Source organism: Variovorax monticola, from assembly GCF_051216855.1.
Classification (GTDB): Bacteria; Pseudomonadota; Gammaproteobacteria; order Burkholderiales; family Burkholderiaceae_C; genus Variovorax.
In genome coordinates this window covers 343,746-370,340 of the sequence record NZ_JBPJZP010000006.1, presented here as the reverse complement: position 1 = coordinate 370,340, position 26,595 = coordinate 343,746, and the positions used below count along the sequence as shown (strand labels likewise).

Here is a 26,595-nt window from a genome sequence, read left to right as displayed (position 1 = left end):
GGCTTAAGCGCCGCTTAAACGCGATCGAACGCCGCTCGAACGACCGAACGAGCGAAGACCACGCGCACGCGCAGTCCACCGAGGCTGGGCGATTCGTCGAGCGCCACCGTGGCGCCGTGCAACTCGGCAATCGACTTCACGATGGCCAGGCCCAGGCCGCTGCCGGGCGCCTGCGCCTCGCCGGAGCGGTAGAAGCGGTCGAGCACGCGTTCGCGCTCGGCGGGCGGCAAGCCCGGGCCGCTGTCGTCGACGGTGAGTTCCACCGCGTCGTTGCGCTGGGCGATGGCGATGTCGACTCGCCCCTCCACGGGCGTGTACTTGACCGCGTTCTCCAGCAGGTTGCGCAGCAGCATGCGCAAGGCCTCGGGCTGGCCCTCGACCACGGCGGCATCGGCATGCGTGATGCCGATGTCGATGCCGCGCGCCTGTGCCGCCGCCACGGCGTCGGACACGGCAAGGCGCGCCACCTCCGACAGATCGACCGGCTCGGGCTTGGCGCCGGCCGCCATGCTGGCCTCGTGGCGCGCCAGCGCGAGCATCTGTTCGACCAGCCGCGTGGCGCGGTCGATGCCCGCCACCAAGCGGCTCACGGCCAGGTCCCGCGATGCGCCGTCGGGTGCGCGCTGCAGGCCCTGCACCTGGAGCTTCAATGCGGCCAGCGGCGAGCGCAGCTCATGCGCGGCATCGGCCACGAAGTGCTTCTGCGCATCGAAGGCGTGGCGCACGCGGCCGAACAGCAGGTTCAGCTCCTGCACCAGCGGGCGCACCTCCTCGGGCAGGCCCTCTTCGCTGACCGGGGACAGGTCGTCGGCCTGGCGCGACGCCACCTGCTTGCGCACGCGCGCCACCGGCGCGAGCGAGCGGCTCACCACCCACCACACGACCAGCATCAGCAGCGGCGCCATCAGCGCCACCGGCGCGATGGTGCGCAGGGCCAGCGTGCCGGCCATGTGGCGGCGCGCCGCCATGTCCTGCGCCACCTGGATCACCAGCCCGCGCGTCTGCATGGAGAACACGCGGTAGGTGGTGCCGCGCGCTTGCACATCGGCAAAGCCCAGCACCGCGAGCTGCGGCAGCGCGGCCTCTTCCGCCGACTCGAAGACGCGCGTGCCGTCGGCCGTCCACACCTGCACCACGAATTCGAAGTTCTGCTCGCCGGTGCCGATGCCGCCGACCGCCGCGCTCGGCGGCAGGCCCGCGCGCAGCGACAGCGCCATCTGCTGCATGTGGTAGTCGAAGATGTCGTCGGCCTCGGTGAGCACCGTGCGGTACGCCACCAGCGCCTGCGCACCCGCGGCCAGCACGATGGCCGCGAGCAGGAACCCCAGCAGGCGTGCGCGCAGCGAGCCGGTCAGGCTGCGCCTCACAGTTTCGGCACCATGTAGCCGACGCCGCGCACGTTGCGAATGAACTCGGCGCCCAGCTTCTTGCGCAAGCCGTGCACATACACCTCGACCGCGTTGCTGCTGATCTCGTCCTTCCAGCTGTAGAGCTTTTCCTCGAGCTGGGCGCGCGACAGCACCATGCCCGGACGCGCCAGCAGGGGCTCCAGCACGGCCCATTCGCGCGCCGACAGCACCACCGCCTGGCCGGCCACCATGACCTCGCGCGTGGCCGGGTTGATGCTCACGCCCATGTGCTCGTACACCGGCTCGGCACGCCCCGCCGCGCGGCGCAGCAAGGCGCGGATGCGGGCCAGCAGCTCATCGAGGTCGTAGGGCTTGAGCACATAGTCGTCCGCGCCGGCGTCCAGGCCTTCGATGCGCTGCTGCACCGAGTCGCGTGCGGTCGCGATGAGCACCGGCATGCGCTGCTTGCGCGCGCGCAGGTTGCGCAGCACTTCCAGTCCGTCGCGGCGCGGCACGCCCAGGTCGAGCATCACCAGGTCGTACTGCTGGGTGCGCAGCGCCGACTCGGCGGCCTCGCCGTCTTTCACCCAATCGACCGCGTACTGCTCGGCACGCAGCAGGTCGAGCACGGCTTCGCCGATCATCACGTCGTCTTCGAGGAGGAGCAGTCGCATGGTGGGGGTCTCCGTGGTTCGGATGCGAAAGGTTCGAGGCGGGCGCCGTGCCGAAAGTTCAGGTCACAGCAAGGAGCGCACTTCGCGCGCGGCTTCGAACAGCAGCGGCAGCATGTCGCGCTGCAGCGCTTCTTCCTGGTAGCGCGTGCCGGACAGCACCACGTTCAGCGCGGCCACCGTGTGGCCCTGCATGTCGCGCAGCGGCACCGCCAGCGCCTGCACGCCGAGCTCATGCTCTTCGCTGGCAAAGCAGTGGTCGTTCTTGCGTGCGCGCGCCACCAGCTGGCGCAGGCCGCGCGCCTGCGTCACCGTCTGGGGCGTGAGGCGCGCCAGGTGGCGGCCCTTGAGCCATTGCGTGAACTGGGTGGGCGGCATCGCGGCCAGCAGCACACGGCCGGTGGAGGTGGCATGCGCCGGCAGGCGCGCACCCAGGTGCAGGCCATAGGCCAGCACGCGCGTCGGCGTGCCGTAGCTGCCGCTGCGCGCCACGATGACCACCTCTTCCCCGTCGAGCACCACGGCGGAAAACGATTCGCCCGTCTGCGCCGCCAGCCGGTTCAGCGTGGGCTGCAGCGCGCGCGGCAGCCGCGACGACGCGAGGTAGCTGCCCGAGAAGCGCAGCACCTTGGGCGCCATCCAGAAATAGCTGCCGTCGGTTTCCAGGTAGCCCAGGTGCGCCAGCGTCAGCAGGTGGCGGCGGGCCGCGGCACGCGTGAGGCCGGCGCGCTCGGCGGCCAGCGTGGCATTGAGGCGCTGGCGCTCGGTGTCGAAGCTTTCGAGCACGGCCATGCCCTTGGCGATGCCCTCGATGAAGTCGGCTTTGGCGATGGTCATGCGTCGGTGGTGCGTCAGGATGTTCGCAGGTGAACGGTGCCCGGATGGAAGTGTTGCGCGATCATCGCGCACGCGTTCGCATGATCGCACACAGCCTCCATGGCCGCCGCCACAAAACCGCCCCCTCGCCCTACGCTCGGTGAAACCATTTCGGAGACACGAACATGCGCACCCAGGTCGCGATCATCGGCGCCGGCCCCGCCGGCCTTCTGCTCGGGCAGCTTCTGCACAAGGCAGGCATCGACAACGTCATCGTCGAACGCCAGAGCGGCGACTACGTGCTGGGCCGCATCCGCGCCGGCGTGCTCGAGCAGGTGACCATGGACCTGCTGGCGCGGGCCGGTGTCGACGCCCGCGCCAGGGCCGAGGGGCTGCCGCACGAAGGCATCGAACTGCTGTTCAAGGGCGCGCGCCACCGCATCGACATGCACGGCCTCACGGGCGGCAAGCAGGTCACGGTGTACGGGCAGACCGAGGTGACGCGCGACCTGATGGAAGCGCGCACGGCCGAAGGGCTCACCACCATCTACAGCGCGGTCAACGTCAGCCTTCACGACTTCGACTCGGGCAAGCCGCGCGTGCGCTACGAGAAGGACGGCCAGACGCACGAGCTCGAATGCGACTTCATCGCCGGCTGCGACGGCTACCACGGCGTGAGCCGCGCGAGCGTGCCGGCCGACGCCATCCAGACCTACGAGAAGGTCTACCCCTTCGGCTGGCTGGGCGTGCTGGCCGACGTGCCGCCGGTGTCGCACGAGCTCATCTACGCCAACACCGAACGCGGCTTTGCGCTGTGCAGCATGCGCAGCGCCACGCGCTCGCGCTACTACGTGCAGGTGCCGACCGAAGAGCGCGTGGAAAACTGGAGCGACGAAGCCTTCTGGAACGAACTGCGCGCGCGGCTGGACCCCGAAGCGCGCGAGCAGTTGGTGACCGGCCCTTCGATCGAGAAGAGCATTGCGCCGCTGCGCAGCTTCGTGGCCGAGCCGATGCGCTTCGGCGCGCTGTTCCTGGCCGGCGACGCGGCGCACATCGTGCCGCCGACCGGCGCCAAGGGGTTGAACCTGGCGACAGCCGACGTGGGCTACCTCTCGCGTGCGCTCGAAATCTTCTACGCGGAGAAGTCGGCCTCGGCGCTGGACCGCTATTCCGACCTGTGCCTGCGCCGCGTTTGGAAGGCCGAGCGCTTCTCGTGGTGGTTCACTTCGCTGATGCACCGCTTTCCGGAAACGGGCGCCTTCGGCCAGAAGATCCAGGAGGCCGAGCTCGACTATCTGGTGCACTCGCACGCAGCCTCCACCTCGCTGGCGGAGAACTACGTGGGGCTGCCGCTGGAAGACTTCTAGGCTGTCACGGGGCTTCAGGGCCAGGCCCGAGCCTGGCTTGCTCAGTCGACCGTCTGCATCGCCTGCCACACGCGCGCCGGGCTCAGCGGCATGTGCAGGCGCGGCGCGCGCGTGGCCAGGCCGTTGCGCGCGAAGGCATCGGCCACCGCATTCACGATGGCCGGCGTGGCGCCGATGGTGCCGAGCTCGCCCACGCCCTTCACGCCCAGCGGGTTGTTCTTGCATGGCGTCGACTCGTCCATTTCCATGTTGAACATGGTGTCGACGATGTCGGCACGCGGCGCGGCGTAGTCCATCAGGCTGCCGGTGACGGGCTGTCCGGTTTCGTGGTCGTACACCACCTGCTCGTACAGAGCCTGCCCGATGCCTTGCACCGCGCCGCCTTCGAGCTGGCCGCGCACGATCATCGGATTGATCACGCGTCCCACGTCGTTGACCGAGCTGTAGGCGACCACACTGATTTCGCCGGTCGGCGGATCGACCTCGACCTCGCAGATATGGCAGCCGTTGGGCCAGGTCGGGCCGGACACGGTGCTGGTGGACTCGACGAAGATCTCGCGCCCGGCCTGCTTGCCGGCCAGCGTGAACAGGTCGAGCTCGAGGTCGGTGCCGGCCACGGTGAACACGCCGCGGCTGTAGGTGATGTCGTCGATGGCGGCTTCGAACTCCTGCGCGGCGAGTTCGCGCGCCTTGTCGATGGTGCGCTCTGCGCCGATGCGCACTGCCGAGCCGCCCGTGAACAGCGAGCGCGACCCGGCGCTGCCGAAGCCGTCGCCACGGTCGGTGTCGCCGAGCACCACGCGCACCTTGTCGATGGGTACGCCGAAGGCATCGACCGCCAGCTGCGCGAGCGAGGTGGCAATGCCCTGCCCCATGGCGTTGACGGCGGAAAACACCTCGATCACGCCGTCGGCCTGCACCGAGACCGTGACGCGCTCTTCGAACACGTTGCCGCCGGTCCATTCGAGGAAGGTGGCAATGCCCAGGCCGCGGTGCTTGCCGTTGCGCGACGACTCGGCCGCGCGGGCCTCGAAGCCCTGCCAGTCGGCGAGCGTGAGCGCCTGGTCCATCACCGACTCGAAGTTGCCGGTGTCGTAGGTCTGCGCCATCGGGTTCTTGTACGGCATCTGCTCGGGGCGGATGAAGTTGCGTCGGCGCAGCACGATGCGGTCGATGCCGGTCTGGCGCGCGGCCTCGTCCATCAGGCGCTCGATGGTGAAGATGGCCTCGGGCCGCCCCGCGCCGCGGTAGGCGCCCGTGGGCGCGGTGTTGGTGAGCACCGCCTTGAAATGGAAGTCGATGGTCTGGATGTCGTAGACGCTGGTCTGCACCCAAGGCCCGATGAGCAGCTGGATCGCAACGCCGGTGCCTGTGGCGTAGGCACCGACGTTGGCGAGTGTCCTGATGCGCAGCGCCAGTATCTTGCCCTGGGCGTCGAGCGCCATTTCGGCACGCGCCTCGATGTCGCGGCCGTGCGCGCTCGACAGGAATTCTTCGCTGCGATCGGCCACCCATTTCACCGGGCGCTCGACCTGCAGCGCCGCGAAGGCGACCGCGATGTCTTCGGGATAGGCGCCGGTCTTCATGCCGAAGCCGCCTCCGACGTCGCCCACCACCACGCGCACCTTTTCCTTGGGCAAGCCGATGGCCGCGCAGACGGAATCGCGAACGCCCGAAGGCATCTGCGTGCTCATGCGGATCGTGAGGCGGCCGGTTTCGCCGTCGCGCGCGGCGAGCACGGAACGCGGCTCGATGGTCAGGGCGACCACGCGCTGGTTGTTCACGTCGAGCGCCACCACGTGGGCGGCCTTGGCGAAGGCGGCTGTGGCGGCCTCGCTGCTGCCGTGGCGCATTTCGGCGGCGATGTTGCCGGTCGCTTGTTCGCAGAGCAACGGTGCGCCTTCGGCAGTGGCATTTGCGAGGTCGACCACCATGGGCAGGTCTTCGTAGTCGACCATGATGGCTTCGGCCGCGTCGCGCGCCTGCTGCACGGTGTCGGCCACCACCGCCGCCACCGCTTCGCCGACGAAGCGCGTGCGCTCGTGCGCCAGGGCGTATCGCGGCGGGCTTGCGCTGTCGCTGCCGTCGGCCCGCTTGAAGCCCGCGGCGCCGGGCATCGGCTTGACGCCGGCCTGCGCCATGTCTGCGCCGGTGATCACGCGCAGCACGCCGGGCATGGCCGCGGCAGTGCTGGCGTCAATAGAAAGTACGCGTGCGTGCGGGTACGGGGAACGAAGAAAAACGAGGTGCGCCTGGTTCGGCAGCGTGACGTCGTCGGTGTAGCGTCCGGCGCCTGACAGCAGGCTTTCGTCTTCGAGGCGGCGTACCGCCTGGCCGCTGCCGAAGCGGGTGGGGTTGGGTTCAGTGGTCAACGTGGTCCTCTTGTGCCGATCCCCATGCAAAGCAGCCATGCCTGCCGGATCCGCCGTGGTAGTGCAAATGCAAGCTGAGCACTATATGGTTTTCAACGGGTCTTGTGGGTGTGTGATCCCGATGGTTGCATCGCGCGGCAGCGGCGTCTGTCGGACAGCCCCAGTACATACGCAATTTCCCCGGCATCGGATTCGGTCTTTCGCAAGCCGTGTATACCTGCACCCATGCGACAACTTCCCTGGCTCGAACCCGGCGATGCCCTCCCCGACCCCGCATCGGCCTGGGGCACTGCCGACCCCGTGCCCGGACTCCTGGCGGCGGGCGGCTCGCTCGACGTCGATACTTTGATGCAGGCCTACAGCCACTGCGTCTTTCCGTGGTTCAGCGAGGACCAGCCCATCCTGTGGTGGAGCCCGGACCCGCGCATGGTGCTGAAGACGGCCGACTTCAAGCTGCACCGCTCGCTTCGCAAGACCCTGCTGCACTTTGCGCAGACACCGGGCTGCGAAGTGCGGATCGACCATGACTTCGCGGCCGTCATCCAGGCCTGTTCGCGCGCGCCGCGGGTCGGCCAGTCGGGCACGTGGATCGTGCCGGACATGGTGAGGGCCTATACGAATTTGCACCTTGCAGGCCACGCCCACAGCGTCGAGACGTGGATCGACGGCGAGTTGGCCGGCGGGCTCTACTGCGTGGCGCTGGGTCGCGCGGTGTTCGGCGAATCGATGTTCACGCGCCGGCCGGACGCATCGAAGATCGCGCTGGCCGCGCTGGTGTCGCTGTGCCGGCGGTCCGGCGTCCAGATGATCGACTGCCAGCAGAACACAGCGCACCTCGCGAGCCTCGGAGCCCATGAGATGGCGCGCAAAAACTTCGTCGCGCACGTGGCTCTGGCGCGACAACAGGAGGGCCCGCGGTGGCAATTCGACCCCGTATACTGGTCCGAACTCCTCTCCCGCGCGACTTCCTCCCCGATGTGACGACGTGACGCACCTCAAGGACCTTCCGCTTCACACCCTGCAGTTCTATGCAACGGCGCCGTATCCCTGCAGCTACCTGCCGGATCGCCAGGCCCGGTCGCAGGTGGCCACGCCCAGCCACCTGATCCACAACGACGCCTACTCCGACCTGGTGCTCAGCGGCTTCCGGCGCAGCGGCATGTTCACCTACCGGCCCTACTGCGACGGTTGCCGCGCATGCATCCCGCTGCGGGTGCTGGCCAACAGTTTCCACCCCACGCGCAGCCAGCGCCGTGCCCTGAAGCAGCATGCCGACCTGCAGGCACGCGTGCTCAAGCTGTGCTTCATGCCCGAGCACTACCAGCTCTACCTGCGCTACCAGAACGGGCGGCATTCCGGCGGCGGCATGGACCACGACAGCATCGACCAGTACACCCAGTTCCTGCTGCAGAGCCGGGTGAACTCGCGGCTGGTGGAGTTCCGGGAAACGCTGCCCGACGGCAGCACCGGTGCACTGAAGATGGTGTCGATCCTCGATGTGCTGAACGACGGCATCTCGGCGGTCTACACCTTCTACGAACCCGAAACGAGCACCGGCTACGGCACCTTCAGCGTGCTCTGGCAGATCGAGCAGGCGCGCAAGCTCGGCCTTCCGCACGTGTACCTCGGCTACTGGATCGAGCACAGCCCGAAGATGAACTACAAGGCGCGCTTCTCCCCGCACGAAGTGCTGGTCGACGGCCATTGGCAGGCGTCCGCTGATTTCACAAGGTAAAATGGCGACCGGTCTTCACCGCAAAGCGCCATGAGAAAAAACCAATCCGACATTCCCGCCGTTCCAGTGATTCAGGTGATCGAGCGCATGTTCTCGCTGATCGATGTGCTGGCATCCCGCGAAGAGGCGATGTCGCTGAAAGAAATCAGCGAAAAGACCGGGCTTCACCCTTCGACCACGCACCGCATCCTCAATGACTTGGCGGTCGGGCGTTTCGTCGACCGGCCCGAAGCCGGAAGCTACCGGCTGGGCATGCGCCTGCTGGAGCTGGGTAACCTGGTGAAGGGCCGGCTCAACGTACGCGACGCCGCGCTGGGCCCGATGCGCGAGCTGCACAAGCTCACGCAGCAGCCCGTGAACCTGAGCATGCGCCAGGGCGACGAGATCGTGTACATCGAGCGCTCTTACAGCGAGCGCTCGGGCATGCAGGTGGTGCGCGCCATCGGTGGGCGCGCGGCCTTGCACCTGACCTCGACCGGCAAGCTGTTCCTGGCGGCCGACGATCCCCAGCGCGTGCGCAGCTACGCCACCCGCACGGGCCTGGCGGGCCACACGCGCAACAGCATCACCCAGCTGCCGGCGCTCGAGCGCGAACTGTCCAAGGCGCGCCAGTACGGCATTGCCCGCGACAACGAAGAGCTGGAGCTGGGCGTGCGCTGCATGGCTGCGGGCATCTACGACGACCAGGGCAAGCTGGTGGCGGGACTGTCCATTTCCGCGCCAGCCGACCGGCTGGACGAAGGCTGGCTGCCGAAGCTGCAGGCCACGGCCAACGAGATCTCGGGCGCGCTGGGGTTCAAGGACGGCATGGCCGCAACGCCCGCGCCTTCTACAGCCACCGCGCCGCAGACGGGCGCCTGACCCGCACAGCAAGGTCCTCTGCCCAAAAAACAAACAGGCCCTGAGAAGGGCCTGTTTGTTTTTGGGGGGAGTCTATCGACTGGGTATCAGCCAGCCACCTGGTAAGCAGCGACAGCGCGCGCGGCCGGTGAGCCTGCGGCATGCGTCGCCTCGACCCAGCGACGAACCCGTTCGGCGTCCGCGATGCGGCTGTATTTGCCGGCCGAATCCAGGAACACCATGATCAGCTTGCGACCGGCCACGCGGGCCTGCATCACGAGGCACTGGCCGGCTTCGGAGATATAGCCAGTCTTTTGCACACCAATTTCCCAGTCCGGGCTTTTCACCAGGCGATTGGTGGTGTTGAACTGCAGCACGCGGTTGCCGACTTCGACCTGGTATTCAGGCGAGGTGGACAGTGAACGCACCGTGGCGTCGGAATAGGCTGCATTGACCAGCAGGGCCAGGTCTTGCGCGCTCGACTGGTTGCGGCTGGACAGGCCGGTGGGCTCCGCGTAGCGCGTGTCCTTCATGCCGAGCATCTTGGCCTTGGCGTTCATGATGCTCACGAAAGTCGAAAGGCCACCCGGGTAGGTGCGGCCCAGCGCATGCGCGGCGCGGTTTTCGCTGGACATCAGCGCCAGGTGCAGCAGTTCGCCGCGCGACAGCGTGGTGCCGACCGTCAGGCGCGAGCTGCTGCGCTTTTCGGTGTCGACGTCGTCCTGCGTGATGGTGATCAGCTCTTCGTTGGGCAGATGGGCCTCGCTGATGAGCAACCCGGTCATGAGCTTGGTGAGCGAGGCGATCGGCAGCACGGCGTGGTCGTTCTTGCTGAACAGCACTTCGTGCGTGTCCTGGTCGATGACCAGGGCCACGCTCGACTTCAGGTCGAGCACGTCTTCGGTGCCATGCAAACCGGCCATCTGGCCGAAGGACTGGCGCGCGGGCGCTTCGACGCGAACCACCGAGCGGCGCTGCACGGCGACCACGGTCTTGCCGTTCTTTCTCTGCAGCGTCGCCACCACGTTGCGGCCGCCGCGAACGACCTTGTCCGCTTTTTCGGCCCGACCGCGCTGTGCGATGACGGGCGCTGCGCCACGTGCCGTTTTGGACGATGCGTTGCGCTTGACTTCGACCGGCACCGGCCCCTTCGCCTTCTTGGCGACGGCGGTCTTGGTGGCGGCGGGCTTTTCTTTCTTCGCGGCCTGGGCACCAGGCAGCAAAAACGCCGTGGCACAGAGCGCGACGGCGAGGAATCGGAAGGCGGGTAGAAACCGCTGGCTGGAAACTCGGCGGAGGCGGGCTTCAGGCATTAATAAATCTCCAGCGGCGACATACAAGGACCGCAGTGTATCGAAATCAAAAAAGGCACGCAATATCAGTTACTTGCATCCTCTTCTTCAATCGAATAGCAAGGATCGCCTGACAACCTAACCTTGTGCCGCAACTCTCTCAGCTTGGCTCTGTAACTTATTGAGGGCACTCAGATAAGCCTTCGCCGAAGCCACCACGATGTCGGGGTCTGCACCCACACCGTTCACCACCCGCCCTGCATTTTGTAACCGAACTGTAACTTCTCCCTGGCTTTCCGTCGAGCCGCTGATGGCATTTACAGAGTAAAGAACCATCTCGGCGCCGCTTTTGACCAGCGACTCGATCGCCTTCAGGGAAGCATCAACCGGGCCATTCCCGTCGGATTCGCCGGTGACTTCCTTGCCCTGGACGGTGAAAACGACCTTCGCCTGGGGGCGCTCGCCGGTTTCGCTGTGCTGGGAGAGAGAGACGAAAGCAAACTGCTCACCAACGTTCGACACCTCTTCCGCGCTGACGAGCGCAAGGATGTCTTCGTCGAAAATTTCCGACTTGCGGTCGGCCAGTTCCTTGAAACGCAGGAAGGCGGCGTTGATTTCGCCCTCGCTCGCCATGGAAACGCCCAGCTCCTGCAGTCGTTGCTTGAACGCATTGCGCCCGCTGAGCTTGCCCAGCACGATCTTGTTGGCGGCCCAGCCGACGTCTTCGGCCCGCATGATCTCGTACGTGTCGCGGGCCTTGAGCACGCCGTCCTGGTGAATGCCCGAGGCATGCGCGAAGGCATTGGCGCCCACCACGGCCTTGTTGGGCTGCACCACGAAACCGGTGGTCTGGCTCACCATGCGGCTGGCGGCCAGGATGTGCTGGGTGTCGATGTTGATGTCGAGCCCGAAGTAGTCCCTGCGGGTCTTCACCGCCATGACGACTTCCTCGAGCGAGCAATTGCCCGCGCGCTCGCCCAGGCCGTTGATGGTGCATTCCACCTGTCGCGCGCCGCCGATCTTCACGCCGGCCAGCGAGTTGGCCACGGCCATGCCGAGGTCGTTGTGGCAATGCACCGACCAGATCGCCTTGTCGCTGTTGGGAACGCGCTCGCGCAGCATCTTGATGAAGTTGCCGTAGAGCTCTGGAACGGCGTAGCCCACGGTGTCGGGCACGTTGATGGTGGTGGCGCCCTCGTTGATGACCGTCTCGAGCACGCGGCACAGGAAGTCCGGGTCGCTGCGGTAGCCGTCTTCCGGGCTGAACTCCACGTCGCCCATCAGGTTGCGTGCGAAGCGCACGGCCAGTTTGGCCTGCTCGTGCACCTCGTCGGGCGACATGCGCAGCTTCTTTTCCATGTGAAGCGCGGAGGTCGCGATGAAGGTGTGAATGCGTCCGCGAGCCGCGCCCTTGAGGGCTTCCGCGGCGCGTGCAATGTCGCGGTCGTTGGCGCGCGAAAGGCCGCACACCGTCGAGTCCTTGATGACGTCTGCAATGGCCTTCACAGCCTCGAAGTCGCCGTTCGAGCTGGCGGGAAAGCCGGCTTCGATGACGTCGACCTTCAGCCGCTCCAGCAACTTTGCGATGCGCATCTTCTCGTCGCGCGTCATCGAGGCGCCTGGCGATTGCTCGCCGTCACGCAAGGTGGTGTCGAAAATAATGAGTTGGTCGGTCATCGTGGATCTCCGTTGTTCGTTCCCACCTTGCGCTCTTGGCCAAGGTCGCAGCCTGCCTTCAGGCGATTTCAGCCCTCGATTGTGCGCTGTGGGCGTCCCGGCCCCGCGCACGCTGCACGCCCGAGACGATCGCCTTCAACGACGCCGAGATGACGTTGGCGTCGATGCCCACGCCGAACAGCGTCTGGCTTTCGTCGACACGCAACTCGAGGTAAGCCACCGACTTCGCATCGGCGCCGGCGCCGATGGCGTGCTGGTGGTAGTCCATCACGCGCACCGTGTGGCCGGTGGCCTTGCTCAGCGCCTGCGTGAAGGCATCGATGGGGCCGTTGCCGCGGCCTTCGATGGCGTGCACTCCACCGTCCCACGGCAGGTCGCCGCGCAGCACCACGGAGGCGTTGGCGCCCTCGCCTTCCTCCTCGATCACGCGGTGTTGCAGCGACTGCGCCGTCTCGATGCCGTATTCGCGCACGAACAGCTGCCAGAGGTCGGCAGCCGTAAGTTCCTTGCCAGCGACGTCCATGACGCCTTGCACGGTCTGCATGAATTCCATCTGCAGGCGGCGCGGCATCTCGATGCCGTACTCGCTCTCGAGCAGATACGCCATGCCGCCCTTGCCCGACTGGCTGTTCACACGGATCACCGCTTCATAGCTGCGCCCCACATCCTTCGGGTCGATGGGGAGATAGGGCATGTCCCAGATGTCGCCTTCCTTGCGCGCGGCGAAGGCCTTCTTGATCGCGTCCTGGTGCGAACCCGAGAACGAGGTGTAGACGAGGTCGCCCACATAGGGGTGGCGCGGATGCACCGGAAGCTGGTTGCAGTGCTCGACCGTGGCACGAATCTCGTCGATGTTCGAGAAGTCCAGCCCGGGAGAAACGCCTTGGGTGTACAGGTTGAGCGCCACGTTCACGAGGTCGAGGTTGCCGGTGCGCTCGCCGTTGCCGAACAGGCAGCCTTCGATGCGCTCGGCGCCGGCCATCAGGGCCAGTTCGCCGGCAGCGGTGCCGGTGCCGCGGTCGTTGTGCGGATGCACGCACAGCACGATGGAATCGCGGCGCGCAAGGTTGCGGTGCATCCACTCGATCATGTCCGCGAAGATGTTCGGCGTCGAATGCTCCACCGTGGTCGGCAGGTTGACGATGCACTTGCGCTGCGGCGTCGGCGCCCAGACGTCGGTGACCGCATCGACCACGCGCTTGGAGAACACGACATCGGTGCCCGAGAACATTTCGGGCGAGTACTGGAAGGTCCAGTGCGTGTTCGGCTGCTTCGCTGCGAAGTCGTTGAACATGCGCGCATGGCTGCTGGCAAGCTCGACGATCTGGTCTTCGTTCATGCCGAGCACCACGCGGCGCATCACCGGCGCCACGGCGTTGTAGAGGTGCACGATGGCGCGCGGCACGCCTTGCAGCGCTTCGAAGGTGCGTGCAATGAGGTGGTCGCGGGCCTGCGTCAGCACCTGGATCGTCACGTCGTCGGGAATGCGGTCTTCCTCGATCAGCTTGCGCACGAAGTCGAATTCGACCTGCGAGGCCGAGGGAAAGCCGACTTCGATTTCCTTGAAGCCGATCGCCACGAGGGTTTCGAACATGCGCATCTTGCGCGCGATGTCCATGGGCTCGACCAACGCCTGGTTGCCGTCACGCAGGTCCGTCGACAGCCAGATGGGCGCCTTGGTCAGCACGGCATCGGGCCAGGTGCGGTCCTTGAGGCCGATCGGGGCGAATGCGCGGTATTTGCTTTGAGGTTGCTTGAGCATGTCGATTCTCTGAGTGGTTGGAATTCAACCAGCAACCCCAAAAACAAACGGCCCGTTGCTGGTGCGAACGGGCCGTGGTGATGGGATTAGCGCGTGCGCTACCTTCTCCGCCCGTGAGGGAGGGCTAGTAGAGCCAGCAGCGAAATCTTGGTCATGAGGATTGCGAATGTAGCACAGCCTTCGCGGGCCTGTGAAGGCCCAGCGCGTCAGTTGTGCAGGCCCCGCTCGTCAGGCTCTTCGGTCGATGTGCTGATCACGCTCGCCGGCTGGCCCTTGGCCTTGCGCCAGCCATAGACCACGTAGCCGCTGAGGCCGTAGATGACGAACAGGCTGAACAGCACGGTGGGCGGATGGATGTTGATGACCGCGATGCCGAGCGCGATCAGCACGATCGCGGCAAAGGGCACGCTCTTCTTCATCTGGATGTCCTTGAAGCTGTAGAACGGCGCGTTCGTGACCATCGTGAGGCCCGCGTACAGCGTGAAGGCAAAAGTGACCCACGTGATCTGCGTCCACGACAGATACAGCACTTCGCCGCCGCGCTTGCCCCATTCGTCCACGAGCCAGATGAAGCCCGCCACCAATGCTGCAGCGGCGGGCGACGGCAGGCCCTGGAACCAGCGCTTGTCGACCACGCCCGTGTTCACGTTGAAGCGCGCCAGCCGCAATGCGGCGCACGCGCAATACACGAACGCCGCGATCCAGCCCCAGCGTCCGAGTCCCTTGAGCGACCACTCGTAGGCGATGAGCGCCGGCGCGGCGCCGAACGACACCATGTCGGACAGCGAATCCATCTGCTCGCCGAACGCGCTTTGCGTGTTGGTCATGCGCGCGACGCGCCCGTCCAGGCTATCGAGAATCATGGCGGCGAACACGCCGAGTGCAGCGAGGTCGAAGCGCGCATTCATGGCCATCACGACCGAGTAAAAACCGCCGAACAACGCGGCGAGCGTGAACAGGTTCGGCAGGATGTAGATGCCCTTGCGGCGTTTGCGCGGCTGCACCACGTCGGGAACCGTATCGTCATGCATTGAAATTGCCTCCGTCCCTCGTGGGCACTGAGCGGTCAGCTATCCAATCGATAGCATCTTGGTCTGTGAGTCGCATGGCTTGCAGTGTAGTTCAGGGGACCTCTTGGACCCCCTTCAAACAAAAGGGCCACCGCGACGGGTGGCCCTTGGGGAAGCGCCCCCGGGAGAGCGCGTTTGGACCGAAAGATCAGTTGCGCGTCTGGTCGACGAGCTTGTTCTTCTTGATCCAGGGCATCATCGCGCGCAGCTTTTCGCCGACGACTTCGATCTGATGCTCGGAATTCAGGCGGCGGCGGCTGATGAGCGCCGGCTGGCCGGCAGCAGCTTCGAGCACGAAGCTCTTGGCGTATTCGCCGGTCTGGATGTCCTTGAGCACTTGCTTCATGACCTTCTTGGTCTCTTCCGTCACGATGCGCGGGCCCGTGACGTACTCGCCGTACTCGGCGTTGTTCGAGATCGAGTAGTTCATGTTGGCGATACCGCCTTCATAGATCAGGTCGACGATCAGCTTGAGCTCGTGCAGGCATTCGAAGTACGCCATTTCGGGCGCGTAGCCGGCTTCCACCAACGTTTCGAAACCAGCCTTGATCAGCTCGACCGTACCGCCGCACAGAACCGCTTGTTCGCCGAACAGGTCGGTCTCGGTTTCTTCACGGAAGTTGGTCTCGATGATGCCGGCCTTGCCGCCGCCGTTGGCGGTGGCGTAGCTCAGCGCGAGGTCACGCGCCTTGCCGGTCTTGTCCTGGTGCACAGCCACGAGGTGGGGCACGCCGCCGCCTTGGGTGTAGGTGCTGCGAACCGTGTGGCCCGGGGCCTTGGGAGCGACCATCCACACGTCGAGATCGGCGCGCGGCTGAACGAAACCGTAGTGCACGTTGAAGCCGTGCGCGAAGACCAGCGAAGCGCCTTCCTTGATGTGCGGGGCCACGTCGTTCTTGTAGACGTTGGCGATCTGCTCGTCGGGCAGCAGGATCATGACCACGTCGGCCGCCTTCACGGCGTCGGCGACTTCGGCGACCTGCAGGCCGGCCTTGCCGACCTTGTCCCACGAAGCACCGCCCTTGCGCAGGCCGACCACGACCTTGACGCCGCTGTCGTTCAGGTTCTGCGCGTGCGCATGACCTTGCGACCCATAACCGATGATTGCGACCGTCTTGCCCTTGATGAGGCTGAGGTCGGCGTCCTTGTCGTAGTAAACCTTCATGATGCGTCTTTCCTATTTAGTCTCGATGCACCCCCCGGTACGGGGGTGCGTTCACTCACAGTTGGCCGGAAGAATTCCGGTCCTTCATTTGCTGGTTGATGGACACGAGGTTGTCGTGAATGCGGAACAGCAGGATCAGCAATTCGCTGTAGACGCGAACCATGATCGCGCCGAACACAAGAACACCGATGGCCATGAGGATGCGGCCCTGGAACAATGACACGACGGTCATCACGAGCACACCCAGCAGTCCGAGGAAATACAGTATCCGGATGATGATGGGCGTCACCATCTTGTCGAATCCCAGCAAGTCTTGCATTCACCTTCTCCTCATGTGTTGTAAACGATGGAACTGAGGGGATCTGCACCCCCTACACGCGCAGAATGCGCTCGCCGCGCCCGATGCCGCTGGCACCGGTGCGGACAGTCTCGAGGATAGCGCTACGCTCGATCGCTTCCAAGAAAGCGTCGTTCTTGCCGTGGTCGCCGGTGAGTTCGATGGTGTAGCTCTTGTCGGTCACGTCGATGATGCGGCCGCGAAAAATTTCGGCCATGCGCATCATTTCCTCGCGCTCCTTGCCGACGGCGCGCACCTTCACCATCATGAGCTCACGCTCGGTGTATGCGCCTTCGGTCAGGTCGACGACCTTCACCACTTCGATGAGACGGTTCAGGTGCTTGGTGATCTGTTCGATTGTTTCGTCTGAACCGTTCGTGACGATGGTCATGCGCGAGAGGCTCGGGTCCTCCGTGGGCGCCACCGTCAGCGATTCGATGTTGTAGCCGCGGGCCGAAAAAAGGCCCACCACGCGGGAAAGAGCACCGGGCTCGTTTTCCAGCAGCACTGCAATGATGTGTTTCATGTTTGCGTGACTCCTCTTTTCGCCGCCCTCCCCCGCGCACGGTAATGCGCGGGCTCGGCGAGCAATAGATTCGTCAGTAAAGAGTTAAGCGAATGCGCCGCAGATCAAAGATCTTCGGAGCCCAACAGCATCTCGGTGATGCCCATGCCGGCCTTCACCATCGGAAACACGTTTTCGGTCGGATCGGTACGGAAGTCCATGAACACCGTGCGGTCCTTGAGCTTGCGCGCTTCGCGCAGCGCAGGCTCCACGTCCTGTGGACGCTCGATCAGCATGCCGACGTGGCCATAGGCCTCGGCGAGCTTCACGAAGTTGGGCAGCGCGTCCATGTAGCTGTGGCTGTAGCGGCCGGAGTATTCGATCTCCTGCCACTGGCGCACCATGCCCAGGTAGCGGTTGTTGAGCGAGCAGATCTTGATCGGCGTGTTGTATTGCAGGCAGGTGGAGAGTTCCTGGATGCACATCTGCACCGAGCCTTCGCCGGTGATCGTGAACACTTCCGAGTCGGGCTTCGCGAGCTTGATGCCCATGGCGTAGGGAATGCCCACGCCCATGGTGCCCAGGCCGCCGGAATTGATCCAGCGGCGCGGCTCGTCGAAGCGGTAGTACTGGGCGGCCCACATCTGGTGCTGGCCCACGTCCGACGTGATGTACGCGTCGGCGTCCTTGGTCATGTTCCAGAGCGTCTCGACCACGTACTGCGGCTTGATCACGTCCTTGTTGCCGCGGTCGTACTTGAGGCAGTCGCGCGAGCGCCAGGCCTCGATGGTCTTCCACCACTCGGCCAACGCGCCGGCGTCGGGCTTGGTGGTGCTCTCGCGGATCATCGAGATCAGTTCGGTGAGCACGTCCTTCACGTCGCCGACGATAGGGATGTCGACCTTCACGCGCTTGGAAATGCTCGACGGGTCGATGTCGACGTGGATGATCTTGCGTTCGTTCTGCGCGAAGTGCTTGGGGTTGCCGATGACGCGGTCGTCGAAGCGCGCGCCCACCGCCAGCAGCACATCGCAGTTCTGCATCGCGTTGTTGGCTTCGATGGTGCCGTGCATGCCCAGCATGCCCAGGAACTTGCGGTCGCTCGCCGGGTAAGCACCCAGGCCCATCAGCGTGTTGGTGACCGGGTAGCCGAGCATGTCGACCAGCGTGCGCAGTTCGTTGCACGCGTTGCCCAGCAGTACACCACCGCCGGTGTAGATGTAGGGGCGCTTGGCGGCCAGCAGCAGCTGCAGCGCCTTGCGGATCTGCCCGCCGTGCCCCTTGCGCACCGGGTTGTATGAACGCATCTCGACCTTGTCGGGATAGCCTGCATAGGGCGTCTTCTTGAAGGAGACATCCTTGGGCACGTCCACCACCACCGGGCCTGGACGGCCGCTGCGTGCGATGTGGAAGGCCTTCTTCATCGTCATGGCCAGATCCTTTGGATCCTTGACGAGGAAGTTGTGCTTGACGATGGGGCGGGTGATGCCGACCGTGTCGCATTCCTGGAACGCGTCGAGGCCGATGGCTGCCGTTGGCACCTGCCCCGAGATGATCACCATCGGGATCGAGTCCATGTACGCAGTGGCGATGCCGGTGACCGCGTTGGTCAGGCCGGGACCGGAGGTGACCAGCGCCACGCCGACTTCACCGGTGGCGCGGGCGTAACCGTCCGCCGCATGAACCGCCGCCTGTTCGTGGCGCACCAGCACATGCTGGATGGTGTCTTGTTTGTAGAACGCGTCGTAGATGTAGAGAACCGCGCCACCGGGATAGCCCCAGATGTACTGGACGCCTTCGGCCTGCAGTGCCTTGACCAGCACTTCAGCGCCCATGAGTTCTTGCGTCGGGTTGCCTGCGCCTGAAGACGCGGCTGCTGCAGAAGCGATTTCCGCCTTGGACATTTCCATGATCAACCTTTGTTTATTTCGGGAACGAAATACCTTGGGTGCCCCTTGCCAACCCTTGTGAGGTCGCGCCAGGACTTGAGGCCAAAGCCATGGGCGGACTGATGTTCCGCCGGACCGTGACCCGTTTGCCTTTTGACTTGCAGTGCGGATTATGGCATTTCCCGGTCGTTCAGATTCGCTTCAGCTGGCTTGTAAAGCGACAAAGGCATAATTCGTGGCGACAAACCTCCGCGATTGCTAGACCCTTTCCCCACGCGGCGCGCCCTGCGCCCCCTTCTCGCTTGGCCACTGAACAAGAACTCTCCGACTTCCTGAAAAGCGTCGAACGACGCGCTTTCAAGCGCTCGGTCTACCACGTGCGGGACGAAGAAGCGGCGCTCGATATCGTGCAGGACAGCATGATGAAACTGGCGCAGCACTACGGCGACAAGCCGCCGGGAGAGCTGCCGATGCTGTTCCAGCGCATCCTGTCGAACTGCACGCTCGACTGGTTCCGCCGCCAGAAAACCCGTCGCGCCCTGTTCTCCAACCTCAGCGACTTCGAATCGGTCGACGACGATGGAGATTTCGACCTGCTGGAGAACTTCGTCTCGCCAACCGACTCTAGGGAAACTGAGAGCGCAGAGGACACCACGCGCCGCGCCCAGGTCTTCCACGAGATCGAAGAACAGATCGCGGCTTTGCCGGGCCGTCAACGCGAGGCTTTCCTGATGCGTTACTGGGAGGAAATGGACGTCGCAGAGACGGCCGCCGCGATGGGCTGCTCCGAAGGCAGCGTCAAAACCCATTGCTCGCGAGCCGTTCACGCTCTGAGCAAGGCGCTCAAGGCCAAGGGAATATCGCTATGAATACGAAGGTTTCAACCACATCATCCGCTGCTGCCGAGGACCGGTTCGGCGAGCGCCTGACAGCTCGCCTTTCGGTCGGCAACCGCGAGTTGCCGCACGACATCGGCGAGCGGCTGCGCGTGGCTCGCGCCCAAGCCGTGGCCGCCCGCAAGCTGCCCCCGCAATTGCGAAGCGCGCCGGTCGTGGTGCAGTCGGGCCATACGGCCACGCTGGGCGGCGGCTGGTGGACCCGCATCGGCTCGGTGGTTCCGCTGATCGCGCTCGTGGCCGGCCTCATCACCATCAGCGTGATGCAGGACGATGACCGCGCCAGCGAACTGGCCGAGGTGGATTCCGCACTGCTCACCGGCGACCTCCCTCCCGCGGCTTATACCGATCCCGGTTTCGCCCAATTCCTGAAGTCCGACAGCGCCTCCGACTGAATCTTTCCCGACTGAAATCTTTCACCGACCGAATGCGACGCCGTTCCTCCTCCAGCGCGAACACTCCCCATCCGACGCGCCCGCTCCCGGCGGGCGCGGTCGTTTGGGCTGGCGCGCTTGCAGTCGCAGCCTTCGGCCTGACGCTTGCCCACGGCCAACCTCGCACCGAGGCGGCCGCCCGATCCGCGAACGGCCCGGCAACGGCCACCTCTGCGGCAGCTTCCAGCCCAAAGGCCGTCTCCACGACCAAGCCGCTCTGGAGCGAGCTCACCGCAGAACAGCAACAGGCCCTGAAGCCGTTGGGCGTGCACTGGAACACGCTGAACGCCGGGCAAAAGAGAAAGTGGCTGGCGCTGTCGCGCAATTTTTCCAGCATGTCGGCGGACGACCAGACCACCCTGCACAGCCGCATGATCGAGTGGGCCGCACTCAGCAACCAGCAACGCACCCAGGCCCGCCTGAACTTCGCCGAGGTCAAGCGCATTCCGGCTGACGAGCGCAAGGCCAAGTGGGAGCAGTACCAGGCTTTGAGCGAGGAAGAAAGGCGCAAGCTCGCCGAACTTGCGCCGGCCAAACCACGCGGTGCGGCCGTCCCCGTGCGGCCGGTCTCGGCGCAGAAACTCGTACCGGTGCCCGCCCTCACGCCCGGCGGCCAACACACGCCCCGGATCCTGCTGGCGCCGCCCGCACCTGTCGGCGCGCCTGCCACGATCATGGTGGCGTCGCCGCTGGAACGCGCGCCAGCTACTGCAACACCCGCTGTGTCCGTCTTACCTGCCGCGCCCTCACCGTCCAAGTCGACCTCGCCGCCAGTTCCGGCCGAAGCCCAGGTGCCGGCGCCAGCCGATGCGCCCTCTTCGTCTCCCTGACACAAGGCTTCGATGGTCTCCAGTTCTCCCGAGGCGTCGGGCACCGATCCTGATTCGCCCATCGCGCCCGTCGCGCCTGCAAACACCGCTCCTGTTTCGATAGTTCCCGGCCTCTGGCGCCGAATGGCTTGCTGGCTCTACGAAGGCATGCTGCTGTTCGCCGTGGTCTTCGTCTCGGGCTGGCTTTTCAGCACGCTGGGCCAGATGCGCGACGCCATGGATTCGCGGCGCCACCTGTTCCAGGCTTTTCTTTTCGTGGTTTTCGGCGTGTACTTCGTCTGGTTCTGGACCAAGGGCCAGACCCTCGCCATGAAAACCTGGAACATCCGCATCGTCGATCTGCACGGTCGCCCCCTCACGCAGCGCCGCGCCCTGGCGCGCTACATGCTGAGCTGGATCTGGTTCCTGCCGCCGCTGGCCGCCATGGCGCCGTTCAAGCTGTCTGGCGGCGAGTCGACCGTGCTGATCGTCGGCTGGGTCGCCATCTGGGCCCTGCTCTCACGTTTTCACCCCGAGCGCCAGTTCTGGCACGACGCCTGGGCCGGTACGCGGCTCGTCACCTCCCCACCGATGAGCCGCCGATGAGTGCCTTGCCCAAGCTTCCCGATCCCGCTGTCAACCCACAAAAGGCACGCAAAGGCTTCGAGCGCGTCTTTCACGCCACGCTTATCTCCCTGCAAGGCCTTCGCGCCGGCTGGAGCGAGCCCGCGTTCCGCCAGGAAGCCATCCTGTCGATCGTGATGATTCCGGTGTCTTTCTGGCTCGGGCGCAGCTGGGTCGAAGTCGCGCTGCTCGCGGGCAGCGCGGTCCTGGTCATGATCGTCGAGTTGCTCAACACCGCCGTGGAAGCCGCCATCGACCGCATCGGCCCCGAGTGGCACGACCTGTCCAAGCGCGCCAAGGACATGGGCAGCGCCGCCGTGCTGCTGTCGCTCGCGCTGTGCGGGGGCATCTGGGTCACCGCGCTTTGGCAACGCTTCGTGTCATGAGAAGGCCTGCCGGCTGCGGCATGATGGCGGCATGAATCCTGAATTTTCGATCTGTGTGTATTGCGGCTCGCGCCCCGGCGAGCGCCCCGAGTTTTCCCAGGCCGCGCAAGCGGTCGGCCAGTGGATCGGCCAGCACCGCGGCCAGCTGGTCTACGGCGGCGGCCGCACCGGCCTGATGGGCACGGTGGCCGAGGCCACCCGCATGGCCGGCGGCCGCGTCGTCGGCATCATCCCCAAGGCGCTGGTCGACAAGGAACTGGCCAACCCGCTGTGTGACGAGCTTCATGTGGTCGACACCATGCACGAGCGCAAGGCCATGATGGGCGAGCGTGCCGATGCCTTCGTGGCCCTGCCGGGCGGCATCGGCACCTTCGAGGAGCTGTTCGAGATCTGGACCTGGCGCCAGCTCGGCTACCACGACAAGCCGACCGGCATCCTCAACACCGCCGGCTACTACGACGGTCTGCTGGGCTTCCTGGCGCACAGCGTGCGCGAGGGCTTCATGGGCGATTGGCAGATGCAGCTGATTCGCACCGGTACGGATGCGACCGAACTGCTCACCGCGCTGCGCGCCGAAGTACCGCTGCATCCGAGGGAAGACAGGCTGTCGGAAAACCTCTGACACCCGCTTCGAAAAACAGCCCCCGTCGCCGGGGGCTTTTTTATTCAGACGGCGTTTTCGTTCTCTTCGCCGGTGCGGATGCGCACGATGCGGTCCACGCTGGTAACGAAGATCTTGCCGTCGCCGATCTTGCCGGTGCGCGCGGAACTGACGATGGCCTCGATGCAGCGCTCCACATCGCCCTCGTTCACGACCACTTCGACCTTCATCTTGGGCAGGAAGTCGACCACGTACTCGGCGCCGCGGTACAGCTCGGTGTGCCCCTTCTGGCGGCCGAAGCCCTTGACCTCGGTCACGGTCAGGCCGGTGACGCCCACTTCGGCCAAGGCCTCGCGCACGTCCTCGAGCTTGAAGGGTTTGACGATGGCGGTGATCTGCTTCATGGTTTTCGTGCTCCGGCGGTTTCGTTGAATTTGCTGGTGATAGGGTAACGCCAATCCTTGCCGAAGCTTCGGTGGGTGACCCGGATGCCTACCGGCGCCTGGCGCCGCTTGTATTCGTTGATCCTGATGAGCCGCGCAACCCGCTCGACCACCGCGCGGTCGTAACCCGCTGCAATGATCTCGTCGATGCCCTCGTCGTCCTGCATGTAGCGTGCCAGGATCCCATCGAGGATGTCGTAGGGCGGCAGGCTGTCCTGGTCGGTCTGGTCGGGCCGCAATTCGGCGCTGGGGGGCCGGGTGATGATTCGCTCGGGGATCGGCTGCGCGCCGGTGCCGTACGGGTCGTGGGCATTGCGCCAGCGAGCCAATGAGAACACCGTGGTCTTCAGCAGGTCCTTGATGACCGCGAAACCGCCCGCCATGTCGCCGTAGAGCGTGCAGTAGCCGGTGGCCATTTCGCTTTTGTTGCCGGTGGTGAGCACGATCGCGCCGAACTTGTTCGACAGCCCCATCAGCAGCGTTCCGCGGATGCGCGCCTGGATGTTTTCCTCGGCCGTGTCCTCGGGCCGGCCTCTGAACTCATCGGCCAGCGCGCCCTTGAAAGACTCGAAGGTGTCCTTGATGGAAATTTCGTCGTAGCGCACACCCAGCCGCGCGGCCATGTCGCGCGCATCGATCCAGCTGATGTCGGCGGTATAGGGCGAAGGCATCATCACCGCACGCACTTTGTCCTTGCCCAGTGCATCGACAGCAATGGCAAGCACCAATGCAGAGTCGATTCCACCCGAAAGGCCCAGGATGGCGCCCGGAAAACCGTTCTTGCCGATGTAGTCGCGCACGCCCAGCACCAGCGCGTCCCAAAGCTGTGCCTGCGCCTCGCGCGGGGCCGCAATGGCGCCGGGCTGAGCCACGAACGCTACGTTGCCCTGCGCAGTGCGCTCGAGCTCGGCGAAAAGCAGTTTTTCCTGGAAGCTCTCGGCCTGCATGGCCGCAGTGCCGTCGGCCTGCAGCACGAACGAAGCGCCGTCGAACACGACCTCGTCCTGCCCGCCAACCAGGTGCGCATAGACGAGTGGCAGGCCCACGGCCCGCGCGCGGTCGGCCATGCGCGCCACGCGCTCGCCCTCCTTGCCCACGTGGTACGGCGAGGCATTGATCACCGCCAGCACTTCGGCCCCGCCCTTGCGGGCCAGTTCGGCCGGCTCGTCGAACCAGGCGTCCTCGCAGATCAGCAGGCCGACCGACACACCGTCCGCCTCGAACACGCAGGTGCCCTGCCCCGGCGTGAAGTAGCGGCGCTCGTCGAACACCTGGTAGTTCGGCAGTTCGCGCTTGGCATAGGTCTCGAGGATGCGGCCTTCCTTGATGACGCTGGCCGCGTTGTGGCGCAGTTGCACGGCCACCGAGCGGCTGCGCAGGCTGCCGCCTGTGGGATGCCCCACCACCACGACCATGTCTTTGAGGTCGGCCAGAGCGGCGGCAATGCCTTTCACGGCATCATCACAGGCTTCGGTGAAGGCGGGACGGAGGAACAAGTCCTCCGCCGCATAGCCGGCAATCGAGAGTTCGGGCGTCAGCAAGAGGCGCGCGCCCTGCGCATGGGCCTGGCGCGCGGCGTCGACGATCTTCTTCGCATTGCCGGCGAGGTCGCCCACCACAAAATTGAGTTGCGCGATGGCGAGCTTGAGCGTCATACAAAAGGAAGAAAAAGGCTTGAACGATTATGTCATTCGGGTTCTGTCGTCGCCGTCGGACGTGAGCCCGCAAGCGTGGAACGCGCTGCTCGCCGCCGAGGTCGAGCCCTCGCCTTTCATGCGTCACGAATACCTCGCGGCGCTGAACGACAGCCGCAGCGCCACGCCCGAGAGTGGATGGACGCCGCGGTTCGTCACGCTGTGGCAAGGCGACACGCTGCACGCCGCGTGCCCGTTCTACGTCAAGGACCATTCGTACGGGGAGTACGTGTTCGACTGGGCCTGGGCCAACGCCTACGAGCAGCACGGCCTGGCCTACTACCCGAAAGCCGTGGTCGCGGTGCCCTTCACGCCCGTGCCCGGCACGCGGCTGCTGGCTCGCGATGCTGCCAGCCGCACTTTGCTGGTGCAGGGCCTGGTGGCGCTGTGCAAGCAGGAAGAACTGTCGTCGCTGCACCTGCTGTTCGGGGCCGAGGCCGACATCGCCGCCTGCACCGAGGCCGGCCTCATGCTGCGCAACACCGTGCAGTTTCACTGGACCAACGCGCAGTACGCCGACTTCGACGCCTTCCTCGCCAGCCTCTCCCACGACAAGCGCAAGAAGATCCGCCAGGAGCGCCGCAAGGTGGCCGACGCGGGCGTGAGCTTTCGCTGGTCGCGCGGCACCGACATCTCGAAGGCCGATTGGGACTTCTTCTACCGCTGCTACGAGCGCACCTACCGCGAGCACGGCAACCCGCCCTACCTCACGCGCGACTTCTTCCGGCGCATGGCCGACACCCTGCCCGAGGCCTGGCTGCTGTTCGTGGCCAAGCGCAATGGCAAGCCCATGGCCGCCAGTCTGATCGCGCTCTCGACCCAGCCCGATGCGCCGCTGGTCGCCTATGGCCGCTACTGGGGCGCGCTGGAGCGGGTCGACTGCCTGCACTTCGAGGCCTGCTATTACCAACCGCTGGACTGGTGCATCGCGCATGGGGCGCAGCGCTTCGAGGGCGGCGCCCAGGGCGAGCACAAGATGGCGCGCGCGCTGATGCCGGTGAAGACCACCAGCGCGCACTGGCTGGCGCATCCGTCGTTTGCCGACGCGGTCGAGCGCTTCCTGGAACGCGAGGGTGCGGGCATCGAGAACTACATGGACCATCTGGGCGAGCGCAGCCCGTTCAAGTCCGCCTGATCCCGGCCCTGGTTGTGCCGTTCGGGACTGCCGCCCGGGGTGGCGTGACACCCCTCGGACGCTGCCTCACGGCAGCAACAACTTACTTTTGGTAGGCCGCGATGCCGTCCAGAATTTCCTTCTTGGCCGAATCGATGCCTTCCCAGCCCAGCACCTTGACCCACTTGCCGGCTTCCAGGTCCTTGTAGTGCTCGAAGAAGTGGCTGATGGCCTTCAGGCGCATCGGGTTCACGTCATCGACCGACTTCCAGTGGCTGTAAATGGGCAGCACCTTGTCTGTGGGCACGGCCAGCACCTTGCCGTCGACGCCGGCTTCGTCTTCCATCATCAGGATGCCCAGGGGGCGGCACGGCACCACCACGCCCGGCAGCAGCGGGTACGGCGCGATCACCAGCACGTCGACCGGGTCGCCGTCGCCCGACAGGGTCTGCGGCACGTAGCCGTAGTTGGCGGGGTAGTACATGGCCGTCGTCATGAAGCGGTCCACGAAGATCGCGCCCGATTCCTTGTCGACTTCGTACTTGATCGGGTCGGCGTTCATCGGGATTTCGATCACGACATTGAAGGCGTCGGGAACGTTCTTGCCGGGGGAGACTTTGTCGAAGGACATGACGTTTTTCGAGTAGTTGGAAAGTATGAGAGGGACGGGGACAAACCCTGAGTTTACTTTCCGTGTCACCGCACGGTCGCACACACGCTCGTTTTTGCCTGTAAATTGCAACCGTT

At 65.3% G+C, this 26,595-nt stretch carries 26 protein-coding genes; 11 read left to right on the top strand and 15 right to left on the bottom strand.

The window, feature by feature from the left end:
• Positions 1-14: 14 nt before the first annotated feature.
• The 3 genes from ACSFA5_RS22785 to ACSFA5_RS22775 form a co-directional block, all read right to left on the bottom strand.
• Positions 15-1,367, bottom strand: a complete 1,353-nt coding sequence (locus ACSFA5_RS22785; RefSeq protein ID WP_435446308.1) for an ATP-binding protein — start codon at positions 1,365-1,367, stop codon at positions 15-17.
• Positions 1,364-2,023, bottom strand: coding sequence for a response regulator (locus ACSFA5_RS22780; protein ID WP_435446307.1), 660 nt, complete (start codon positions 2,021-2,023; stop codon positions 1,364-1,366). The genes ACSFA5_RS22785 and ACSFA5_RS22780 overlap by 4 nt, the downstream gene beginning before the upstream one ends.
• Before the next feature lie 63 nt (positions 2,024-2,086).
• Positions 2,087-2,857: an IclR family transcriptional regulator domain-containing protein gene (locus ACSFA5_RS22775; RefSeq protein ID WP_435446306.1), complete on the bottom strand. Its 771-nt coding sequence runs from the start codon at positions 2,855-2,857 to the stop codon at positions 2,087-2,089.
• 164 nt (positions 2,858-3,021) lie between these two features.
• On the opposite strand from ACSFA5_RS22775, the gene pobA reads away from it, so the two are divergent.
• Positions 3,022-4,203: a 4-hydroxybenzoate 3-monooxygenase gene (gene pobA / locus ACSFA5_RS22770; RefSeq protein ID WP_435446305.1), complete on the top strand. Its 1,182-nt coding sequence runs from the start codon at positions 3,022-3,024 to the stop codon at positions 4,201-4,203.
• 41 nt (positions 4,204-4,244) lie between these two features.
• Here the strand turns inward: pobA and ACSFA5_RS22765 are convergent, their stop codons facing one another.
• Positions 4,245-6,575 (bottom strand): xanthine dehydrogenase family protein molybdopterin-binding subunit, encoded by a 2,331-nt coding sequence (locus ACSFA5_RS22765; RefSeq protein ID WP_435446304.1) that lies wholly within the window; start codon positions 6,573-6,575, stop codon positions 4,245-4,247.
• A gap of 225 nt (positions 6,576-6,800) precedes the next feature.
• Between ACSFA5_RS22765 and aat the strand changes: the two genes are divergently transcribed.
• From aat to ACSFA5_RS22750, 3 genes are read left to right on the top strand one after another with little or no spacing between them, the layout of a single operon-like run.
• Positions 6,801-7,556: a leucyl/phenylalanyl-tRNA--protein transferase gene (gene aat, locus ACSFA5_RS22760; RefSeq protein WP_435446303.1), complete on the top strand. Its 756-nt coding sequence runs from the start codon at positions 6,801-6,803 to the stop codon at positions 7,554-7,556.
• Positions 7,557-7,560: 4 nt separating this feature from the next.
• Complete coding sequence (locus ACSFA5_RS22755) at positions 7,561-8,310, top strand: arginyltransferase (protein ID WP_435446302.1); 750 nt, start codon at positions 7,561-7,563, stop codon at positions 8,308-8,310.
• A 30-nt stretch (positions 8,311-8,340) separates the two neighbouring features.
• Entirely contained in the window at positions 8,341-9,171 is an 831-nt protein-coding gene (locus tag ACSFA5_RS22750) for an IclR family transcriptional regulator (RefSeq protein ID WP_435446301.1), read from the top strand.
• An 86-nt stretch (positions 9,172-9,257) separates the two neighbouring features.
• On the opposite strand, the gene ACSFA5_RS22745 is transcribed toward ACSFA5_RS22750, so the two are convergent.
• The 8 genes from ACSFA5_RS22745 to ACSFA5_RS22710 form a co-directional block, all read right to left on the bottom strand.
• Entirely contained in the window at positions 9,258-10,463 is a 1,206-nt protein-coding gene (locus ACSFA5_RS22745; RefSeq protein ID WP_435446569.1) for a serine hydrolase, read from the bottom strand.
• A gap of 117 nt (positions 10,464-10,580) precedes the next feature.
• Positions 10,581-12,119, bottom strand: coding sequence for a 2-isopropylmalate synthase (locus ACSFA5_RS22740; RefSeq protein ID WP_435446568.1), 1,539 nt, complete (start codon positions 12,117-12,119; stop codon positions 10,581-10,583).
• 58 nt (positions 12,120-12,177) lie between these two features.
• Positions 12,178-13,881, bottom strand: coding sequence for a 2-isopropylmalate synthase (gene leuA / locus ACSFA5_RS22735; protein WP_435446300.1), 1,704 nt, complete (start codon positions 13,879-13,881; stop codon positions 12,178-12,180).
• Between the two features lie 206 nt (positions 13,882-14,087).
• Complete coding sequence (gene pssA, locus ACSFA5_RS22730; RefSeq protein WP_435446299.1) at positions 14,088-14,912, bottom strand: CDP-diacylglycerol--serine O-phosphatidyltransferase; 825 nt, start codon at positions 14,910-14,912, stop codon at positions 14,088-14,090.
• Between the two features lie 187 nt (positions 14,913-15,099).
• Entirely contained in the window at positions 15,100-16,116 is a 1,017-nt protein-coding gene (ilvC, locus tag ACSFA5_RS22725) for a ketol-acid reductoisomerase (RefSeq protein ID WP_435446298.1), read from the bottom strand.
• A 55-nt stretch (positions 16,117-16,171) separates the two neighbouring features.
• Positions 16,172-16,435, bottom strand: coding sequence for a DUF4282 domain-containing protein (locus ACSFA5_RS22720; protein ID WP_435446297.1), 264 nt, complete (start codon positions 16,433-16,435; stop codon positions 16,172-16,174).
• Positions 16,436-16,487: 52 nt separating this feature from the next.
• Entirely contained in the window at positions 16,488-16,979 is a 492-nt protein-coding gene (ilvN, locus tag ACSFA5_RS22715; RefSeq protein ID WP_435446296.1) for an acetolactate synthase small subunit, read from the bottom strand.
• Between the two features lie 104 nt (positions 16,980-17,083).
• Complete coding sequence (locus ACSFA5_RS22710) at positions 17,084-18,868, bottom strand: acetolactate synthase 3 catalytic subunit (RefSeq protein ID WP_435446295.1); 1,785 nt, start codon at positions 18,866-18,868, stop codon at positions 17,084-17,086.
• A gap of 281 nt (positions 18,869-19,149) precedes the next feature.
• Between ACSFA5_RS22710 and ACSFA5_RS22705 the strand changes: the two genes are divergently transcribed.
• Genes ACSFA5_RS22705 through ACSFA5_RS22680 form a run of 6 tightly spaced genes read left to right on the top strand, consistent with a single transcriptional unit; the run spans position 19,150 to position 22,618 of the window.
• Complete coding sequence (locus tag ACSFA5_RS22705) at positions 19,150-19,716, top strand: RNA polymerase sigma factor (protein WP_435446294.1); 567 nt, start codon at positions 19,150-19,152, stop codon at positions 19,714-19,716.
• A complete protein-coding gene (locus ACSFA5_RS22700) occupies positions 19,713-20,138 on the top strand; it encodes a DUF3619 family protein (RefSeq protein WP_435446293.1) in 426 nt (141 codons plus the stop codon). Before ACSFA5_RS22705 ends, ACSFA5_RS22700 begins: the two co-directional genes overlap by 4 nt.
• A 32-nt stretch (positions 20,139-20,170) precedes the next feature.
• Entirely contained in the window at positions 20,171-21,007 is an 837-nt protein-coding gene (locus tag ACSFA5_RS22695) for a DUF3106 domain-containing protein (protein WP_435446292.1), read from the top strand.
• A gap of 12 nt (positions 21,008-21,019) precedes the next feature.
• On the top strand, positions 21,020-21,592 hold the full coding sequence (locus ACSFA5_RS22690) for an RDD family protein (RefSeq protein WP_435446291.1): 573 nt from the start codon (positions 21,020-21,022) through the stop codon (positions 21,590-21,592).
• Positions 21,589-21,996 (top strand): diacylglycerol kinase, encoded by a 408-nt coding sequence (locus ACSFA5_RS22685; protein WP_435446290.1) that lies wholly within the window; start codon positions 21,589-21,591, stop codon positions 21,994-21,996. The genes ACSFA5_RS22690 and ACSFA5_RS22685 overlap by 4 nt, the downstream gene beginning before the upstream one ends.
• Positions 21,997-22,027: 31 nt before the next feature.
• A complete protein-coding gene (locus tag ACSFA5_RS22680) occupies positions 22,028-22,618 on the top strand; it encodes an LOG family protein (protein WP_435446289.1) in 591 nt (196 codons plus the stop codon).
• 44 nt (positions 22,619-22,662) lie between these two features.
• Here the strand turns inward: ACSFA5_RS22680 and ACSFA5_RS22675 are convergent, their stop codons facing one another.
• Entirely contained in the window at positions 22,663-23,001 is a 339-nt protein-coding gene (locus ACSFA5_RS22675) for a P-II family nitrogen regulator (protein WP_435446288.1), read from the bottom strand.
• Positions 22,998-24,695, bottom strand: a complete 1,698-nt coding sequence (locus ACSFA5_RS22670; protein ID WP_435446287.1) for an NAD+ synthase — start codon at positions 24,693-24,695, stop codon at positions 22,998-23,000. The genes ACSFA5_RS22675 and ACSFA5_RS22670 overlap by 4 nt, the downstream gene beginning before the upstream one ends.
• 19 nt (positions 24,696-24,714) lie before the next feature.
• On the opposite strand from ACSFA5_RS22670, the gene ACSFA5_RS22665 reads away from it, so the two are divergent.
• Entirely contained in the window at positions 24,715-25,869 is a 1,155-nt protein-coding gene (locus tag ACSFA5_RS22665; protein WP_435446286.1) for a GNAT family N-acetyltransferase, read from the top strand.
• Between the two features lie 82 nt (positions 25,870-25,951).
• On the opposite strand, the gene ppa is transcribed toward ACSFA5_RS22665, so the two are convergent.
• Positions 25,952-26,479 carry an inorganic diphosphatase gene (ppa, locus tag ACSFA5_RS22660; protein WP_435446285.1) on the bottom strand — a complete coding sequence of 176 codons (528 nt, stop codon included), beginning with the start codon at positions 26,477-26,479 and terminating at the stop codon, positions 25,952-25,954.
• Between the last annotated feature and the right edge of the window lie 116 nt (positions 26,480-26,595).

What these genes read in the sequence shown, in the direction of transcription:
- ACSFA5_RS22780 (WP_435446307.1), bottom strand. Translation starts at nt 2,023, where the DNA reads ATGCGACTGCTCCTCCTCGAAGACGACGTGATGATCGGCGAAGCCGTG.
- ACSFA5_RS22680 (WP_435446289.1), top strand. Translation starts at nt 22,028, where the DNA reads ATGAATCCTGAATTTTCGATCTGTGTGTATTGCGGCTCGCGCCCCGGC.
- ACSFA5_RS22775 (WP_435446306.1), bottom strand. Translation starts at nt 2,857, where the DNA reads ATGACCATCGCCAAAGCCGACTTCATCGAGGGCATCGCCAAGGGCATG.
- ACSFA5_RS22710 (WP_435446295.1), bottom strand. Translation starts at nt 18,868, where the DNA reads ATGGAAATGTCCAAGGCGGAAATCGCTTCTGCAGCAGCCGCGTCTTCA.
- ACSFA5_RS22745 (WP_435446569.1), bottom strand. Translation starts at nt 10,463, where the DNA reads ATGCCTGAAGCCCGCCTCCGCCGAGTTTCCAGCCAGCGGTTTCTACCC.
- leuA (WP_435446300.1), bottom strand. Translation starts at nt 13,881, where the DNA reads ATGCTCAAGCAACCTCAAAGCAAATACCGCGCATTCGCCCCGATCGGC.
- aat (WP_435446303.1), top strand. Translation starts at nt 6,801, where the DNA reads ATGCGACAACTTCCCTGGCTCGAACCCGGCGATGCCCTCCCCGACCCC.
- ACSFA5_RS22685 (WP_435446290.1), top strand. Translation starts at nt 21,589, where the DNA reads ATGAGTGCCTTGCCCAAGCTTCCCGATCCCGCTGTCAACCCACAAAAG.
- ACSFA5_RS22740 (WP_435446568.1), bottom strand. Translation starts at nt 12,119, where the DNA reads ATGACCGACCAACTCATTATTTTCGACACCACCTTGCGTGACGGCGAG.
- ACSFA5_RS22700 (WP_435446293.1), top strand. Translation starts at nt 19,713, where the DNA reads ATGAATACGAAGGTTTCAACCACATCATCCGCTGCTGCCGAGGACCGG.
- pobA (WP_435446305.1), top strand. Translation starts at nt 3,022, where the DNA reads ATGCGCACCCAGGTCGCGATCATCGGCGCCGGCCCCGCCGGCCTTCTG.
- ACSFA5_RS22720 (WP_435446297.1), bottom strand. Translation starts at nt 16,435, where the DNA reads ATGCAAGACTTGCTGGGATTCGACAAGATGGTGACGCCCATCATCATC.
- ilvC (WP_435446298.1), bottom strand. Translation starts at nt 16,116, where the DNA reads ATGAAGGTTTACTACGACAAGGACGCCGACCTCAGCCTCATCAAGGGC.
- ilvN (WP_435446296.1), bottom strand. Translation starts at nt 16,979, where the DNA reads ATGAAACACATCATTGCAGTGCTGCTGGAAAACGAGCCCGGTGCTCTT.
- pssA (WP_435446299.1), bottom strand. Translation starts at nt 14,912, where the DNA reads ATGCATGACGATACGGTTCCCGACGTGGTGCAGCCGCGCAAACGCCGC.
- ACSFA5_RS22670 (WP_435446287.1), bottom strand. Translation starts at nt 24,695, where the DNA reads ATGACGCTCAAGCTCGCCATCGCGCAACTCAATTTTGTGGTGGGCGAC.
- ppa (WP_435446285.1), bottom strand. Translation starts at nt 26,479, where the DNA reads ATGTCCTTCGACAAAGTCTCCCCCGGCAAGAACGTTCCCGACGCCTTC.
- ACSFA5_RS22695 (WP_435446292.1), top strand. Translation starts at nt 20,171, where the DNA reads ATGCGACGCCGTTCCTCCTCCAGCGCGAACACTCCCCATCCGACGCGC.
- ACSFA5_RS22675 (WP_435446288.1), bottom strand. Translation starts at nt 23,001, where the DNA reads ATGAAGCAGATCACCGCCATCGTCAAACCCTTCAAGCTCGAGGACGTG.
- ACSFA5_RS22750 (WP_435446301.1), top strand. Translation starts at nt 8,341, where the DNA reads ATGAGAAAAAACCAATCCGACATTCCCGCCGTTCCAGTGATTCAGGTG.
- ACSFA5_RS22690 (WP_435446291.1), top strand. Translation starts at nt 21,020, where the DNA reads ATGGTCTCCAGTTCTCCCGAGGCGTCGGGCACCGATCCTGATTCGCCC.